Raw genomic sequence first — 13,724 nt, forward strand, 5'->3', positions numbered from 1 at the left:
ACAATAAGACATAGCTAGTAAAAAAGAAGCGCACTGTGCGCTTCTTTTTTTATTGCTCAGAAACAACCTTCTCGCAGTAATCAAGATAAGCATCGTCCACTAAAAAATACTTTGGAACCATTAATCCAACTACATTGATGAGTAGTTGGGAATTAGCGATAGCTGGGTTAATCATTTGATGCTTCACATTAGAAATAATTTGGATTTCTAAATTTGCTTGTTTTACAACGCGCGAATAAATATCTTTAGTTTCCGCAGAATCAACATTTTCATCCTTTTCGGCTAAAACAAGATAGAGTTTTGCTTGTACTTTCGAAAGGTCTTTGGTTGCATCTTGGTTCATGTTTTTGCGCACAAATTGATAGCGGCCTAGAGACATGTCTTCTTTTCCACCGTTTTGTTTGTAGCTTTCGTAGGTTTCATTTTTAGATATAAGTTTGCTATCAGATAAAAAATCTTGTTTTGCTTGGTTAATTTCTTTATTTGAGGCGCCGGCATTTTTGGCTTGTGAACCAGTATTGTATTCTCCTTGTCGCATCCAGTTGATAGCAGGGGCTGCTAGTATGGAAAAATCAACATCTTTATTTGTATTCATTACTTTAGGAATCACCCAACCGGCTTGGCTAGCTCCCCATAAGCCAATCTTAGCAGTGCTGTCGGGATATTTCTTCGTTAACCATGCAATAACCTGATTGACTTCACTTGCACGATCATCCATGGATTGATTTAGCCAATTACCGGATGACTTACCAACGCCTAGTTTGTCCCAAGAAACAGAGATGTAGCCTTGTTTGGCAAAGCGTTCCATTAGTGGTTTATAGCCGCCGTTTTGTGTTGCTTCTTGTGCCCCATCGCCGTGCACAAACACGATAATTCCTTTAGGTTTATCGAGTTTTGGGGTAGTGACGACGGCAGAAAGGTCCCCGCCGGCAGTTGGGATGATAACTCTTTTTTCATTCATTTCGTAATCATTTCCGATAAATAGTACTGCAATTAAAAGGATAACTATTGCGCTCACTGTAATAGTAATTTTTTTCCAAACTTTCATTCTATCCACTCCATTTTATGCCATTCTTTGATTCCGGTTAATATTCCGATAATTATGCTATTTTCTTGTTCCGTCACTTGAAAACCTAAATTTTGATAAAGTTGATAGGCACCAATATTGTTTTTGGCTACGTATAAAGTAATCTGCTCTTTAGGAAAAGTTTCTATACAATGATTTAGAAGCTTTTTTCCAATTCCTTGACTACGAAAATTGGGTGAAACGGTTATAAAATCAATGTATCGTTCGTTGGAGGTTGGTTTGTGAGATAGGAGGCTGAGTAAGAAAATTAGTTTAAGCCGCTTTGAAAATGCCAGATATTCACGTATGGAATGATAGAATTGGCGATGAGAATCAGCTTTGCTCGTTAAAAATAAACAACCGCAAACTTTTTCGTCTTGTGTTGCAATAAGTAGATTTTTGCCTTTTTCTGTAAAGATGTAATGGCAAAAGGCATAAATAACATCTTCTACTTCAGCTTCCGAAAATAGTGCCTTCGTGAACTTCGATTTAAACCCTGCACCAACTAAAAAAACAACTTCTTTCAGGATGCTTTCTTTCTCAAATGAGGTAATATTTTTTATTGAAATAGTCATATTTGCACTTCCATCGTGTAAACCATTGCTTGCGGATAGGCGAGTGAAGGGTAAATATTTTCATGGATTAACCAATTTTGCGCAGGGGTTTTTAGTTCTTCTAAAAACTGTTCGATTTGTGTTTCTAAGATTTTTTCATTTTCTACTATAAAATTCTTGCAAGCATATTTGCCGGCTGGGAATGTATAATCACTCGTTTCTTTGGTGCTTTTAAGGCAGACTATGCCAGTGTCTTGTTCTGTGAAAAGGTAAAATGGTTCTTCTAAATTAGGTAGATGTTGCTTTACGGCTCGGGAATAGTCAATAGAGTTATGATAGATTATTTGGTCGGGAATTTTTTGGAAGTAGCGAGTTTCTCTAATAACAAACGCCATTTCATGGAAAGTGATATCTTTTTGCGCATGGATGATTTGTTGAATTGTTTTCTGGGTTTCTAATAAGTCGTCCATCTTTTTTTGTAGATCTCTTTCGGCTTGTTCTAACATAGGAGTTACTTTTTCACCAAGCAGGCTTTCTTTGATTTCTTGTATGGAAAAGCCGATTTTTCTAAATAGGATAATTTGATATAAACGATAAATGTCCGTTTCTTCAAAATAATAATAGCCATTTTCTGGATTTCTTTTAGGAACGAGAATACCTTCATCGATATAGTGACGTATTTTGTATTTAGATATTTGAAAAAGTTGAGCGATTTCACCAGTGGAAAGGGTTCGCATATAATACCTACTTATGATTTAGTTTTAGTATAAACCATGTGGTTACCACACAGTCAACAAAAAATAATAAATGACAATGAGAATCATTATCAAATATGTTTTTTTGTGATATAATAAACAAAGCTTTATTAACGGAGGTTAGCAATCAAATGGGAAAAATAGGATTAAAAATGGTTAAAATAGCCAAAAAAACAAAGAAAGCACAGAGGTTTACTGAAATAAACTTTTATGTAACTCGGGGGAAAGACAATGATTGATAAGCGTTTGTTTCAATTGGTTGAAAAGAAATCGTTAATTTTATTAATTCTTTTTCGTGTGCTTGGTTTGGGGCTGATGATAAGTCTTTGGTTTATTTTTGCTCAACAATTAACGCAATATTTAGAGGGTGGGAGTGTCGATTGGTTACGACTTGTTGGGATAGTTTTACTTGTTTTAGCTTTTAAAGCGATACTCACTAAATTAGCGGAGAAACAAATTTACCAAGCACCGGCAGAATTACGGTTGTCCATGCGGCGCGCTGTAATGGCAAAAGCTTTTCGTTTAGGTAATAGCGAAGGGCAATTACCTGCGTCTACCTTAACACAACTCACTGTTGATGGGATTGAACAATTAGAAATTTATTATTCACGTTTCTTACCGCAATTATTTTATTGTTTAATCGCATCTCTAATGATTTTTGGCAGTTTAGTTGGTTTTGCATGGGAGCCGGCGATAGTGTTATTGATTTGTATGCCGATGATTCCGGTTGTGATAATGGCAGTGATGAAAATTGCCAAACGGATTTTGAGTGGTTATTGGTCCGATTATACAAACTTAGGAAGCAAATTTCATGAAAATTTAAGTGGTTTGAGCATTTTAAAAGCCTATGATCAAGATAAGTACAAGCAAGAGGAAATTGTTTCTGATGCAGAGCGGTTTCGAAAAGCGACGATGAGTTTGTTATCTATGCAGCTGAATTCTATTACGATTATGGATATTATTTCATACAGTGGGGCAGCGCTGGGTATTGGGATATCGCTAATTATGTTCACAAATGGTGACATAAGTTTGACCGGAATGTTAATGTTCTTACTACTTAGCGCCGAATTCTTTATTCCGATGCGTCAGTTGGGGTCTTTATTCCATGTAGCGATGAATGGGATTAGTGCTTGTAGTAAATTGTTCGCTTATTTGGAATTAAAAGAGCAAGTTTATGGCGAAGTAGAACTAGAAAAATCACTAGAAAGAATAGAAGTTCGTGACTTAACTTTTACATATGAAAAGGAGAAAAATGCGGCGCTTCATGAAGTGTCTGCTAGTTTTAATCAAGGGAGTTTTTCTGCTCTTGTTGGTAAGTCTGGTTCTGGGAAAAGTACTTTTGTACGTGTGCTACTCAATCAACTACCAGGCTATCAAGGGGAAATCAATTGGAATGATGTGCCACTGTCCGATTTAAATGGAGAAACTATTCGTAAACAAGGTGTATTAGTTGATAACCACGGCTATCTTTACGCGAATAGTATTCAGGAAAATTTGTTAATTGGTAATTCTCATGCAAGCGAAACGGATTTATGGAATGTTTTAGAGCAAGTTAGCCTGGCAGATTTTGTTCGTAATTTACCAGAACAATTAAACACACTTTTAGAAGAAAATGGGAGTAATTTATCTGGGGGACAAAGGCAGCGTTTGTTACTTGCGAGGGCGTTACTTCGGGAAACCAAGTTGTATGTTTTTGATGAAATTACTTCTGGTGTGGATTTGGAAAGTGAAAAAATTATTCTTGGGGTTTTACAAAAATTAGCGCAGAAAAAAATCGTGCTCTTTATTTCGCATCGCTTATATAACGTGTTGGCAGCGGATCAGGTGTTAGTTTTTGAAGCGGGGAAATTGGTTGAGGTTGCCAGTCCGGAACAGTTACAGCAAGAATCCCATTACTTTAAAAACTACTTTTTAGAAGAAGAAGCGCTGCTCAAAGGGGGAGCTTAACATGTCAGAATGGACGGTTATTCGTTGGTTATTAAAATTTGTGAAACCATTAAGAGGAAAGATGATACTCGCAATTTTACTTGGAATTATTAGTAATTTATCGGTTATCTTGATTTCTTTAATTGGCGCATATGGTATTCTTGCAGTTATTTTGGCGCAACCGCTGAATCCTTATAAATGGCTCTTTGTGATGGTTGGTTGCGGCGTTTTACGTGGAGTGGCGCGCTATCTAGAACAGTATTTAAATCATGATATTGCTTTTCGCTTACTTGCGATTATTCGGGAACGTATTTTTTCGACTTTACGAAAACTAGGCCCGGCCCGTTTGTCTGGGAAAAAGAGTGGGGATTTAATTACCGCGATTACTAGTGACGTGGAAGCTTTGGAAGTGTTTTTCGCGCACACGATTTCTCCAGTTTTCATTGCGCTTGGCACGACAATTGCGACGGTAGGATTTTTAGGAATGTATGATACTGGCTTAGCGTTAATTCTTTTACTAGGCCAAATTTTAGTTGGTGTAGTTTTGCCGATGATTAGTTACAAACGCAATAAAAAAATCGGGACAGCTTATCAAACAGAATTTGTGGGACTGAATCAAGCCGTAATGGAAAATATAGCAAGTTTACAAGATATTTTTCAGTTTAAATTGGGTGAGGCGCGTTTGGCGAATTTAACTGATCGAGGAGAAAAATTAAATAAGCAATATCAAAAACGGTTACGCCAAGGCAGTGAATTGCAAATCTTGGGTGAATGGGTGCTAATAGGAACGGCGACGCTTATTTTAGTGTTAGGTAGTTTTTGGCAATTGCCGCTTGAAACGATATTGATTGGAACGGTGCTTAGTTTGAGTTCTTTTGGTTCTGTCTTAGCATTAAATGCGTTAGGAACGGCCTTGTTAACTACGTTTGCGAGCGGAAAGCGACTTTATGCTTTGACCGAAGAAAAACCAGTTGTTACGTTTAATGGTCAACTGGAATTAACAGATTTTGAAAGCGCAGAGTTAAATAAAGTCTGTTTTAGTCATGACGGAAAACAAGCCATTTTAAATGAACTTTCGCTTGATTTACCAAAAGGAAAATGGCTAGGTATCGGCGGGGAAAGTGGTAGCGGTAAAAGTACATTGGTGAAATTGCTGATGCGTTACTGGGATCCGGACGGTGAAGTGAATTTTAATAATCAGCCACTTCCAAAAATTACAGAGTCATCACTCCATCAGATAGAAGGCGTGATGGAGCAAAGTACCTTTTTATTCGAAGACACGATTGGTAATAATATTCGTTTAGGAAAAAAAGCGGCGACTTTGGATGAAGTGAAAGTAGCAGCGAGAAAAGCAGCAATCGATAAATGGATTGAAACTTTGCCAGAGGGATATGATACAAAAATTGGTGGACAAGCGCGAAATTTATCGGATGGTGAACGGCAACGAATTGGACTCGCAAGACTATTTCTCCATGATGCGCCTCTATTATTACTAGACGAACCAACCAGTAATTTGGATTATATTAATGAACAAGCGATTCTAAATACGCTACGTTCAGAGATTCAGGATAAAACAGTACTTGTAATATCTCACCGAAAAACGACGCTAGATTTGGCTGAAGAACAGTGGTTGTTGGAAAATGGTGTCTTGAAACAGGCAATAGAATAGTAAAAAAACAGCTTGTATAGTATACAAGCTGTTTTTATTTATAAATCTACTTTTTCCGAGCTTTCGAAAAATTCAACCGTGTCAAATTCGGCTGCAAAAAATTCTTTCGTATATGGTTGTTCATGATGGGAATAAAAAGCTTCCTGATTTTGCCAAATTTCCCACAAAGCAAATCTGCCGAGTGCACTTTCTAAAGGAACTATCTCGAATAAAATACAACCAGGTTCTTTCACTGTTTTAGCACGTAACGCTTCCAAATGTTCTACCAACTGTTCATAAGAAACCTTTCCGGTAGTTTGAATAACTGCAGTACAATATAAATAATTAGCTTTTTCTTTTAAATACATTTCTTCTCCTCCTTCTTATGTGTTAAGCTTAAGGTATAGGGTATACCCGATAGCAAGGAGGAATTAGATGTATATTAAAGATTTTGCCACCAAGACAGGACTTTCGATTGATACACTTCGATATTATGAAGAAGAACAATTACTCATTCCTGCTAGAAACGAAAAAAATTATCGTGTTTATACAGAAGAAGATGATTGTTGGTTGCAGTTGTTGCTTAAAATAAAGCAAACTGGGATGTCGATAGCGAATATTAAAAAATTCGCAGCATTACAAAAGCAAGGTGATGACTCACTTCCAGAGCGGATAAAGATTTTAGATAATCATATGGAAAACTTGTACGAGCAACAGAAAGATTTGGCAGAAACGATTTCTTTTGTGGCTAAAAAAGCAGATGGATATCGAGATAAGCTATAAAAACAGCAGGAAAGGCGAGTAGAGATGATTAATAATGAAATACGAGAAGTGATCGGATTACATCCAATTCTTGAAAATGACCAAAAATTGTCTGTGGAAAATAGAACAGTAATTATCAGAGAGAATAGGCTGATAAAATTAATAGTAGAGCAGGCTGATTCTTATAAAGAAATAGATTATGATTTGGAACTCACGGATACTAATGAATTGATAGGACGAAAAAATGCAAAGTCAAAACCTTTAACACTTAAGGCGATATTAAAAGCGAAAACGAAAGAGTTAAGGCTGAAAATAAATAAAGTCAGTCACAGAATGGAGCTTAAACTCGGAGTTCAGCATTTTGAAAACCTCTATTTTGCGGAAGATATGGTTATTACTAAAGAAAATGTGCAAGAAAAAATTACTGCAATGTATGGTAATGATTGGTTAAACACATTAGCCAAAGCCAAACGCAAAGTGAAAATGAGACAAACCATTCAACAAGGGGCTGTTTTTTCTTATCCGATAGGAAATGAATTCGGTTTTGCGCTTGTAATTGGTTGTTTTCAGACGTTTCGGAAACAAAAAATAATGCCTCAAGATAGCTCGCACTACCTCAATTTAATGATGGGGGTCCCGCTTGTGATTCGTACTTTTAACTATACAAGCCAGCAAAAGATCGTGGACTTACAGCTGTTGAAAAAGCAGGAACTCTTAAATCCGGAATTTATCATGGATGACCTAGTATTACGTGGCGATTATCCAATTATTGGTAAAGCAGTTCTGGAAGAATCCGATATACTTTTTCCAATGAACTTTTCTTTTAATGGAGAATCTACTACTTATGCAGGTTATCAGGCTATTGGTGCATCAGATAGAGAGATTATTCAAAGGCACAAAAAGGAAATTATGGTTAGATTTGATTGGGGATTTGGCAGTAAAACGATGTCTGCGAAAGAATTCTTAAAGAGAAGTAGTGGAAAAGAATATTTTCTTCCTTATTCAGGGTTAGGAATGACGCCAGTTGCGGGTTACTCGAAAAAGTTAGTTTCACCTAAAACAATATTTTCAGAAGGGGAACTAAAGCAAATTTATGCAGTTTTAGCGATTGATGGGGAAATATCGTTTGATGATTTTAATGAAAAAAATAATGGGATTTCAGCTCAAAACCTGTTATCAATATGATGGAAATAATAAAAACAGCCTGAAGTTAAAAAAGTTAACTTCAGGCTGTTTTTATTATTTTTCCAGGTAAGATAAGCGTATCGCCATCTTCATCACGTTTTAAAATGATACAAAAACTTTCCCAATTTGCTCAAATAGAAATTCTCGACCAAACAAAAGCATGGGAAGAAAGCAGAGGATGACAACGCCGAAAATAAATGCTCCATGTACTAGATCCAGGGGATAGCGATGATCATGTTCAATAATATCTTCGCTTAATGAGGCTAATTTGGCATCAAATTGGTTAATTAACTCAACGAAATTACTTCGGCCGATAAAGGCACAGTCGAATTTCTCCATTTTGGTTTCTGTCTGAAAGAATAGTTCCATCGTTTCTGGATTTGCCACCTTCAAGAACCTATGAATTGGTTTGAAATTATAGCTTATTCTTTTTACATTTGCAAAGTAGACTGTTTTTGTTTGGTTGCGTGTGTGAAGAATAAAAGCATTGTTTGTGACTTGGATCCATTCTCTTGGAGGAAGTATAAGTTTAACAATTAAACGTCCTATAAAAAATATAGTAATAAGACCAAAGTAAAAGGACTCTGGTTTTTCAATCGCTAGTATAGTTAATAAGCCAAACATGAGAATAAAAGATAAAGAGGTTAAAGAGGTTCCTAGTGTCTTAAGTTTGTCTTTGTAATATATCATGATGAACACCCACTTGGTTGAATTTATGTCGTATATAATGATATCATTATACAATGCAATCCTCAAGTTCATTTTTGAACTTTTAAATATGGAGTAATCAAGGAGGAATATCATGGAAATCACACTACAACAACCTACAACAGCAGACTTTCCTTTCATTGAATGGTTGTGGGGAGATTTGGCAACGACAGAAGTACTCGGTGGGCCATTTTCTTTTCCTGAAGAAATACGAATGGACTGGCTAAAGTCAAAATCACAAACGAGTAATGCTTATTTTATTATAAAAAAAGATACAGAATCCGTTGGGGAAGTTAGCTTTCGTGATTTTGAAAAAGGAACAGCTCATTTAAATATTAAAGTGGCTGCATGTTACAGAGGCCAGCGAATCGCTCAAAAAGCTTTACAATTATTTTTGAATTTTTTTCAAACTGATTGTGGCGGGATTGTTTTGTTGGATGAAGTTAGACGGAAAAATGAAGTAGGCATTGCATTTCTTGTAAATGCTGGTTTCGAAGTTATAAAAGAAAACGAACTGACGGTGTTGCTCAAATGGACTGTACAATCGAGGAAAGAGGAATTAGATGCCTAAACATAGATGCGCTTGTTGTAATAGTTTAACTATTGAGGTTAGGGGCGAGTTTGAAATTTGTCAGGTATGTTACTGGGAAGACGAGGCTTATTTCGTCTTTGATGAAGCGGAGATTTATTCGCACTATCAAAATATTTCCACGATAGAAGATTTGCTAAATATTCGCTCTAGTGCTAACAATGGTTTAACCTTATTAGAAGCACGCCAAAATTTCAAACAGTTTGGTGCTTGTGAATTGGCAATGAAGAAATTTGTTAGAGAGCCAACTGCAGACGAATTATAAAGAAAGGGAAGGTAAGTGTAGATTTAATGTCTAGCTTGCCTTTTTTAGTAGTAAAAACAGTTGATTTTTTACGTGGTTTCATTTTTTAGACACAATTAACAGAAGATGTGTGAATCGCAAAAATTCTAGTACTATTGATGGTAGTAAGGTTAGGTGGCAGAAAAGCCTGTTGATAAACAAGTGTTGTGAATTTACTGAAACAAGAAAAATTTCCTCTTAGTTCCGTTGATTTGAGTGTATTAGCGGAGTATGATGTTGATTGACAATCAAGGAGGATACTATGAAAAAAATGAAAATTATTACAAGCTTACTTTTAGGTTTAACTGTTGCCTTTAGTATGGGAGATTTTACTAAGCCACATCCAGTTGAAGCAGAGGTAACGTATACACTCACAAACCCAACACCAATCAATGAAATCTTTCCAGACCCCAATCTTGCAAAAGTGGTAGCTGATTGGCTAAAACAACCATCTGTAACTAGCGCCGTTACTCAAAGTCAATTGAACACGGTGGGAGCATTACATTTCACATCAGCAGGGGTGCAAAGTCTTGAAGGCGTGCAGTATTTGAAGAACCTTACGCAACTATTTGGATATGGAAATCAAGTAAGTGATTTAACGCCACTTAGTAATTTAACACAACTAGAAACACTTTATATACCCAAAAATCAACTAAGCGATTTAACGCCTATTGCGAATTTATCTAAGTTAACAACACTAGATGTTGAATTTAACAATGTACAAACAATCGACCAACTAATGAACTTAACCAACTTAATAGAACTTAATATTAGTGCTAATCCCATTTCAGATATTAGTGTAGTTAAAAACATGACTCAGTTAGAGTTTTTGACAATGAGAGATTGTAATGTAACTGATTTGGCACCTGTCCAAAATTTATCCAATATGATGATACTTTGGGCTGGTCGAAATCAAATTACTGATATTACACCGCTTAAGAACATGTCGAATTTGCTTGGATTAAGTCTATTTGGAAACAATATAACGGATATTAGTGTAGTTGAAAATCTTTCAAGTCTTGAAGATTTTGATATAAAAGCAAATCAGGTAAAAGACATTAGCAGTTTGGCAAAAGTACCAAATTTAGCGACTGCAACACTTAGTTTTAATCATATTATAGATATTTCACCGCTGAAAAATTCCACTAATTTAACAAGATTAGCACTCGATAATCAAACTCGTGTTTTAGATGCAGTGGAAGTAGATGATCCGTTAACATTACCAGCACCAGTTACGGACGAAAATGGTAATAGGACGCAACCAACAAAGGTTAATCACGCGGGTATTTATGCGAACGGTGAAGTTACTTGGACAGGGCTCGAAAGTAATTATATTTTAAACTACGAGTATAATTTGCCTGTGACAATTGGCTCTTTAACAACTACGTATTCGGGGAAAATCACGCAGGCATTGTTGGAAAAGCCTGTTAATCCAGTGGACCCAGTAGACCCAGTAGACCCAGTGGATCCGGTAAAACCTGTTGACCCTGTAAAACCAATAGAGCCAGAAGAGCCAACGAATCCAGTAGAATCAGTTCCTACTGAAAGCGAAATTACTCCAATCAATTCGGCTGTTTCTGTGGATTCCGTGCCAACAACAAAATCGGCAAAAGAAAATATGATTTTACCAAAAGCAGGGGATAGAGGAATAGCAGCTAGTTTGTTTAGCGGCATCATGCTAACAATAACTAGCGTAGTTCTTTTACGTAAAAGAAAATAATAAAAAAAGGAATTTGGCAATTAGTCAAATTCCTTTTTTATACGATTTTTGTACCTTGGTGAAAAGTAAGTTTCCATGAACCGTTTTCGATAATCCAGATATTACTTCGCATTGTATAGTTATTTTCGCTAAGATTTTTTAGTTTATAATACGAGAGGACTTTTGTTTCGTCTAGAACTTTTATATCATATTCCATGATTTTTAAACTGCTATCGCCAAGTGTTGTTAGTGATTTGTAATAAGCATAATCTTTAACAACGCCACTTTGCGTGATTTCAATATAGGATTCGCTTAAAATATCGATAATCTCCGACATGGAGTGGCGATTTTCTAGTGATAAATGTATTTCGTCAAGTTTTTGAAAATTTTCTTTCGTTAATTCCATTGTAAGTCCTCCTTTTTAAAGGGAATAAAAAAAGGTTCACTTCTGTTTGTAAGTGAACCTTTTAGTTTTATTTTAAGCCATCGCGGTTTTCAATGATTTCACTTACGATGCCATAATCTTTCGCTTCATTAACTGAAAGCCAGAAGTTACGATCTGTGTCTTTAGAAATTTGCTCGTATGATTGACCGGTTGCTTCGGCGATTAAGCGATTAATTCTTTCGCGCATCCGGATAATTTCTTTTGCTTCGATTTCGATTTCGGTACTTTGACCTTGAACGCCGCCAGCAGGTTGGTGAATCATGTAGCGCGTATTTGGAAGGCTAAAGCGATTTTCTTTTTCAGCAGCTAAGTAAATTGTAATACCAGCGCTTGCAACCCAGCCAGTTCCAACGACTTTCACTGTAGGCTTAATGAATTTAATCATATCATGAATGGTGTCGCCTGCTTCAACGTGTCCGCCTTGGCTATTAATAAAAATCGTAATTGGATCATTGCTAATAGATTCCAAAAGTAAAAGCTGCTTAGAAACGTCTTCGGCTAACTCCTGATTGATTTCCCCGTAAATTAACACCGTTCGTGTATCAATCAATTTTTGGGTAAGGATATTTGTGATATTTTCATTATTTTTATTCTCTGCCATGAAAAATTCCTCCTTAAAAGCCTTAGTTTATTTGTAATACAGGTATCTTATCATAATGGTCGAAAATGGTCAAACATTTTGAATGCAAAAAAGAAAACGCTTTAGGACGGCGTTTTCTCTGATACTAATAGCTAAAAGGGCAGGTATTAATCTACTTCTTGTATGACATACTGGCTTAAATCGGTTATTTTCCCTTCGCGTATTCCGGGGATTAATGTTTCAATTTCTTCCTCCACACAAAATAATTGTAACCATTTTTGCTCGTCCTTTTCAGAGTAAGAGAGGTTTACATTAGTTTGATTGGTTTGAGGGTTTTTGGAAGCAAATACGAGAGATACGTTGATTGTTTTTAGTTCTTCGTTTAGTTTAATGGTAACCTCTTGCATGATTTCCTCCTTAAAGCTTTCATTTTGTAAACTATATCATAGATTTGCTTGAAAAAACAGTAATGAATAGGAGCTATTCAATACTGTTCTATAATTAATTATTTTTCTATACGAATGCGAGTTGCCAAGTAATGCCATATTTATCCGTGACCCAAGCCACTTTTCGAAGCGCTTCTACTGCTTCTGGTCCCATCATAACCGTGCCTTCTTTAGCCAGTTTTTCAAAAAGGGTGTCGAATTCATCTTCCGTATCTGCAAAATAAAGGGTTGTTGTGGCCCAGCTAAAGTCCGGGGAGGCATTGTTAGTCATATCCATAATCATGAAAGATGCCCCTTTCATCTCAAAAGTAGCATTCAGCACTTTGCCAATATCGCCACCTTGCTCTGGTTTCGTGAAGTAAGTTAGGCCGACTTTTTTCGCGTCAGGAAAAGTATCTAAATAAAAATTAAACGCTTCCTCGCCATTCCCATTAAAAGTGAAAAATGTGGAGATTCGTTTCGCTTGATTAAACATTTATTTTACCTCCTTTTGAATTATTTTAACTATACCCGAAAAATGTTTCAATTATGTGTTAAAATGAAGAAAAATGTGCGGAGGTTTGCTGATGAAATACCCGATAATGCTTGATATTACAGGGAAAAAGGTTGTCATAATTGGAGGCGGAAAAGTGGCGCTTCGGAAAATCACGGGTTTGCTGGACGCGGGTGCAGATATTCTGGTGGTTGGGCTAAAAATTTTGCCGGAGATTAAGGCGCTGGATGTGCGGGTAGTGGAGGAAGCTTATCGACCAGAACATCTTCATGCTGCATTTATGATATTTATTTGTACAGATAATCCAGAAGTGAATCAATGTGTTTTGCGTGACCGAGAAGCAGGACAACTAGTGAATGATACGACTGACCAAGCAAATTCTGATTTTTTTAATATGGCGACAGTAACGAAAAATGAACTAATGGTTGGGATTTCAACGGGTGGAGGTAATCCTGGCTACGCGAAGAAAGTGAAGCGTGAAGTTAGCCGACTAGTGGACAACTTAGAAACGGAAGAAATCGGAAAGCGTAATAAAAATGATAAAACCTGCTAATTTTAGTAGGTTTTTTATTCTATTATATTGCT

At 36.3% G+C, this 13,724-nt stretch carries 17 protein-coding genes; 8 read left to right on the forward strand and 9 right to left on the reverse strand.

Annotated elements, in window-relative coordinates:
- Nucleotides 1-49: 49 nt before the first annotated feature.
- From AB2Q86_RS05690 to AB2Q86_RS05700, 3 genes are read right to left on the reverse strand one after another with little or no spacing between them, the layout of a single operon-like run.
- Nucleotides 50-1,048 (reverse strand): S9 family peptidase, encoded by a 999-nt coding sequence (locus AB2Q86_RS05690; RefSeq protein ID WP_012581552.1) that lies wholly within the window; start codon nucleotides 1,046-1,048, stop codon nucleotides 50-52.
- Nucleotides 1,045-1,641, reverse strand: a complete 597-nt coding sequence (locus AB2Q86_RS05695) for an N-acetyltransferase (protein ID WP_012581551.1) — start codon at nucleotides 1,639-1,641, stop codon at nucleotides 1,045-1,047. Before AB2Q86_RS05695 ends, AB2Q86_RS05690 begins: the two co-directional genes overlap by 4 nt.
- Nucleotides 1,638-2,357: a MerR family transcriptional regulator gene (locus tag AB2Q86_RS05700; protein WP_012581550.1), complete on the reverse strand. Its 720-nt coding sequence runs from the start codon at nucleotides 2,355-2,357 to the stop codon at nucleotides 1,638-1,640. The genes AB2Q86_RS05695 and AB2Q86_RS05700 overlap by 4 nt, the downstream gene beginning before the upstream one ends.
- Nucleotides 2,358-2,606: 249 nt before the next feature.
- Here AB2Q86_RS05700 and AB2Q86_RS05705 point away from each other — a divergent pair, with 249 nt between their 5' ends.
- Complete coding sequence (locus AB2Q86_RS05705) at nucleotides 2,607-4,322, forward strand: ABC transporter ATP-binding protein/permease (RefSeq protein WP_012581549.1); 1,716 nt, start codon at nucleotides 2,607-2,609, stop codon at nucleotides 4,320-4,322.
- 1 nt (nucleotide 4,323) lies between these two features.
- On the forward strand, nucleotides 4,324-5,970 hold the full coding sequence (locus AB2Q86_RS05710) for an amino acid ABC transporter ATP-binding/permease protein (RefSeq protein WP_012581548.1): 1,647 nt from the start codon (nucleotides 4,324-4,326) through the stop codon (nucleotides 5,968-5,970).
- A 38-nt stretch (nucleotides 5,971-6,008) separates the two neighbouring features.
- On the opposite strand, the gene AB2Q86_RS05715 is transcribed toward AB2Q86_RS05710, so the two are convergent.
- Complete coding sequence (locus AB2Q86_RS05715; RefSeq protein WP_012581547.1) at nucleotides 6,009-6,317, reverse strand: putative quinol monooxygenase; 309 nt, start codon at nucleotides 6,315-6,317, stop codon at nucleotides 6,009-6,011.
- 67 nt (nucleotides 6,318-6,384) lie between these two features.
- On the opposite strand from AB2Q86_RS05715, the gene AB2Q86_RS05720 reads away from it, so the two are divergent.
- A complete protein-coding gene (locus AB2Q86_RS05720) occupies nucleotides 6,385-6,732 on the forward strand; it encodes a MerR family transcriptional regulator (RefSeq protein ID WP_012581546.1) in 348 nt (115 codons plus the stop codon).
- Nucleotides 6,733-6,756: 24 nt separating this feature from the next.
- On the forward strand, nucleotides 6,757-7,896 hold the full coding sequence (locus tag AB2Q86_RS05725) for an immunity 26/phosphotriesterase HocA family protein (RefSeq protein ID WP_012581545.1): 1,140 nt from the start codon (nucleotides 6,757-6,759) through the stop codon (nucleotides 7,894-7,896).
- Nucleotides 7,897-7,995: 99 nt separating this feature from the next.
- On the opposite strand, the gene AB2Q86_RS05730 is transcribed toward AB2Q86_RS05725, so the two are convergent.
- Complete coding sequence (locus tag AB2Q86_RS05730) at nucleotides 7,996-8,586, reverse strand: hypothetical protein (protein WP_014589041.1); 591 nt, start codon at nucleotides 8,584-8,586, stop codon at nucleotides 7,996-7,998.
- 112 nt (nucleotides 8,587-8,698) lie between these two features.
- Between AB2Q86_RS05730 and AB2Q86_RS05735 the strand changes: the two genes are divergently transcribed.
- The 3 genes from AB2Q86_RS05735 to AB2Q86_RS05745 all read left to right on the forward strand — a co-directional run bounded on the left by AB2Q86_RS05735 (nucleotide 8,699) and on the right by AB2Q86_RS05745 (nucleotide 11,196).
- Nucleotides 8,699-9,175 carry a GNAT family N-acetyltransferase gene (locus AB2Q86_RS05735; protein ID WP_012581543.1) on the forward strand — a complete coding sequence of 159 codons (477 nt, stop codon included), beginning with the start codon at nucleotides 8,699-8,701 and terminating at the stop codon, nucleotides 9,173-9,175.
- Nucleotides 9,168-9,458 (forward strand): CPCC family cysteine-rich protein, encoded by a 291-nt coding sequence (locus tag AB2Q86_RS05740; protein ID WP_012581542.1) that lies wholly within the window; start codon nucleotides 9,168-9,170, stop codon nucleotides 9,456-9,458. The genes AB2Q86_RS05735 and AB2Q86_RS05740 overlap by 8 nt, the downstream gene beginning before the upstream one ends.
- Nucleotides 9,459-9,738: 280 nt before the next feature.
- Nucleotides 9,739-11,196 (forward strand): leucine-rich repeat domain-containing protein, encoded by a 1,458-nt coding sequence (locus AB2Q86_RS05745; RefSeq protein WP_012581541.1) that lies wholly within the window; start codon nucleotides 9,739-9,741, stop codon nucleotides 11,194-11,196.
- Between the two features lie 37 nt (nucleotides 11,197-11,233).
- Here the strand turns inward: AB2Q86_RS05745 and AB2Q86_RS05750 are convergent, their stop codons facing one another.
- From AB2Q86_RS05750 to AB2Q86_RS05765, 4 genes are all read right to left on the reverse strand, one after another.
- Nucleotides 11,234-11,581 carry a hypothetical protein gene (locus AB2Q86_RS05750; protein ID WP_003730500.1) on the reverse strand — a complete coding sequence of 116 codons (348 nt, stop codon included), beginning with the start codon at nucleotides 11,579-11,581 and terminating at the stop codon, nucleotides 11,234-11,236.
- 67 nt (nucleotides 11,582-11,648) lie between these two features.
- Nucleotides 11,649-12,221, reverse strand: coding sequence for an ATP-dependent Clp protease proteolytic subunit (locus tag AB2Q86_RS05755; RefSeq protein WP_003730499.1), 573 nt, complete (start codon nucleotides 12,219-12,221; stop codon nucleotides 11,649-11,651).
- Nucleotides 12,222-12,367: 146 nt separating this feature from the next.
- Entirely contained in the window at nucleotides 12,368-12,607 is a 240-nt protein-coding gene (locus AB2Q86_RS05760) for a hypothetical protein (RefSeq protein WP_003730498.1), read from the reverse strand.
- 106 nt (nucleotides 12,608-12,713) lie between these two features.
- Nucleotides 12,714-13,121, reverse strand: coding sequence for a VOC family protein (locus tag AB2Q86_RS05765; protein WP_003730497.1), 408 nt, complete (start codon nucleotides 13,119-13,121; stop codon nucleotides 12,714-12,716).
- A 91-nt stretch (nucleotides 13,122-13,212) separates the two neighbouring features.
- Here AB2Q86_RS05765 and AB2Q86_RS05770 point away from each other — a divergent pair, with 91 nt between their 5' ends.
- A complete protein-coding gene (locus tag AB2Q86_RS05770; protein ID WP_003730496.1) occupies nucleotides 13,213-13,692 on the forward strand; it encodes a bifunctional precorrin-2 dehydrogenase/sirohydrochlorin ferrochelatase in 480 nt (159 codons plus the stop codon).
- Nucleotides 13,693-13,724: the final 32 nt, after the last annotated feature.

The sequence above is a fragment of the Listeria monocytogenes genome (assembly GCF_041765605.1).
In the GTDB taxonomy this organism is placed as follows: Bacteria; Bacillota; Bacilli; order Lactobacillales; family Listeriaceae; genus Listeria; species Listeria monocytogenes_D.

What these genes read in the sequence shown, in the direction of transcription:
- AB2Q86_RS05690 (WP_012581552.1), bottom strand. Translation starts at nt 1,048, where the DNA reads ATGAAAGTTTGGAAAAAAATTACTATTACAGTGAGCGCAATAGTTATC.
- AB2Q86_RS05695 (WP_012581551.1), bottom strand. Translation starts at nt 1,641, where the DNA reads ATGACTATTTCAATAAAAAATATTACCTCATTTGAGAAAGAAAGCATC.
- AB2Q86_RS05700 (WP_012581550.1), bottom strand. Translation starts at nt 2,357, where the DNA reads ATGCGAACCCTTTCCACTGGTGAAATCGCTCAACTTTTTCAAATATCT.
- AB2Q86_RS05705 (WP_012581549.1), top strand. Translation starts at nt 2,607, where the DNA reads ATGATTGATAAGCGTTTGTTTCAATTGGTTGAAAAGAAATCGTTAATT.
- AB2Q86_RS05710 (WP_012581548.1), top strand. Translation starts at nt 4,324, where the DNA reads ATGTCAGAATGGACGGTTATTCGTTGGTTATTAAAATTTGTGAAACCA.
- AB2Q86_RS05715 (WP_012581547.1), bottom strand. Translation starts at nt 6,317, where the DNA reads ATGTATTTAAAAGAAAAAGCTAATTATTTATATTGTACTGCAGTTATT.
- AB2Q86_RS05720 (WP_012581546.1), top strand. Translation starts at nt 6,385, where the DNA reads ATGTATATTAAAGATTTTGCCACCAAGACAGGACTTTCGATTGATACA.
- AB2Q86_RS05725 (WP_012581545.1), top strand. Translation starts at nt 6,757, where the DNA reads ATGATTAATAATGAAATACGAGAAGTGATCGGATTACATCCAATTCTT.
- AB2Q86_RS05730 (WP_014589041.1), bottom strand. Translation starts at nt 8,586, where the DNA reads ATGATATATTACAAAGACAAACTTAAGACACTAGGAACCTCTTTAACC.
- AB2Q86_RS05735 (WP_012581543.1), top strand. Translation starts at nt 8,699, where the DNA reads ATGGAAATCACACTACAACAACCTACAACAGCAGACTTTCCTTTCATT.
- AB2Q86_RS05740 (WP_012581542.1), top strand. Translation starts at nt 9,168, where the DNA reads ATGCCTAAACATAGATGCGCTTGTTGTAATAGTTTAACTATTGAGGTT.
- AB2Q86_RS05745 (WP_012581541.1), top strand. Translation starts at nt 9,739, where the DNA reads ATGAAAAAAATGAAAATTATTACAAGCTTACTTTTAGGTTTAACTGTT.
- AB2Q86_RS05750 (WP_003730500.1), bottom strand. Translation starts at nt 11,581, where the DNA reads ATGGAATTAACGAAAGAAAATTTTCAAAAACTTGACGAAATACATTTA.
- AB2Q86_RS05755 (WP_003730499.1), bottom strand. Translation starts at nt 12,221, where the DNA reads ATGGCAGAGAATAAAAATAATGAAAATATCACAAATATCCTTACCCAA.
- AB2Q86_RS05760 (WP_003730498.1), bottom strand. Translation starts at nt 12,607, where the DNA reads ATGCAAGAGGTTACCATTAAACTAAACGAAGAACTAAAAACAATCAAC.
- AB2Q86_RS05765 (WP_003730497.1), bottom strand. Translation starts at nt 13,121, where the DNA reads ATGTTTAATCAAGCGAAACGAATCTCCACATTTTTCACTTTTAATGGG.
- AB2Q86_RS05770 (WP_003730496.1), top strand. Translation starts at nt 13,213, where the DNA reads ATGAAATACCCGATAATGCTTGATATTACAGGGAAAAAGGTTGTCATA.